Annotated in this window: 1 protein-coding gene; it reads right to left on the bottom strand. The window is 56.7% G+C overall.

The window, feature by feature from the left end; genetic code table 11:
* Positions 1 to 238: hypothetical protein (locus tag AC0IXA_RS28090; protein ID WP_471815009.1), on the bottom strand; the 238-nt coding region annotated here is incomplete at both ends.

Raw genomic sequence — 238 nt, forward strand, 5'->3', positions numbered from 1 at the left:
AGTGCCTCACTGTCTTGCTGAATACCGGGCACATGGCGTTTGACGCCTGCCAGCAGTTCACCCAGTCTGTGCTGCTGCCCTTGATCGGACTGTTTGTCGCGAATACTTTGATTCAGGTCGCTGCGAATAGACTCGACGGTCAGCCGGAGTTCATCAAAGAAGCTGTCAACGCTGGCTTCGAGTGGCTTGGCGATGGTCTCGACCGTGGCACTCGCCAAACACGCGAACACATCGGCGA

It is taken from the genome of Pseudomonas sp. AC083, assembly GCF_979253165.1.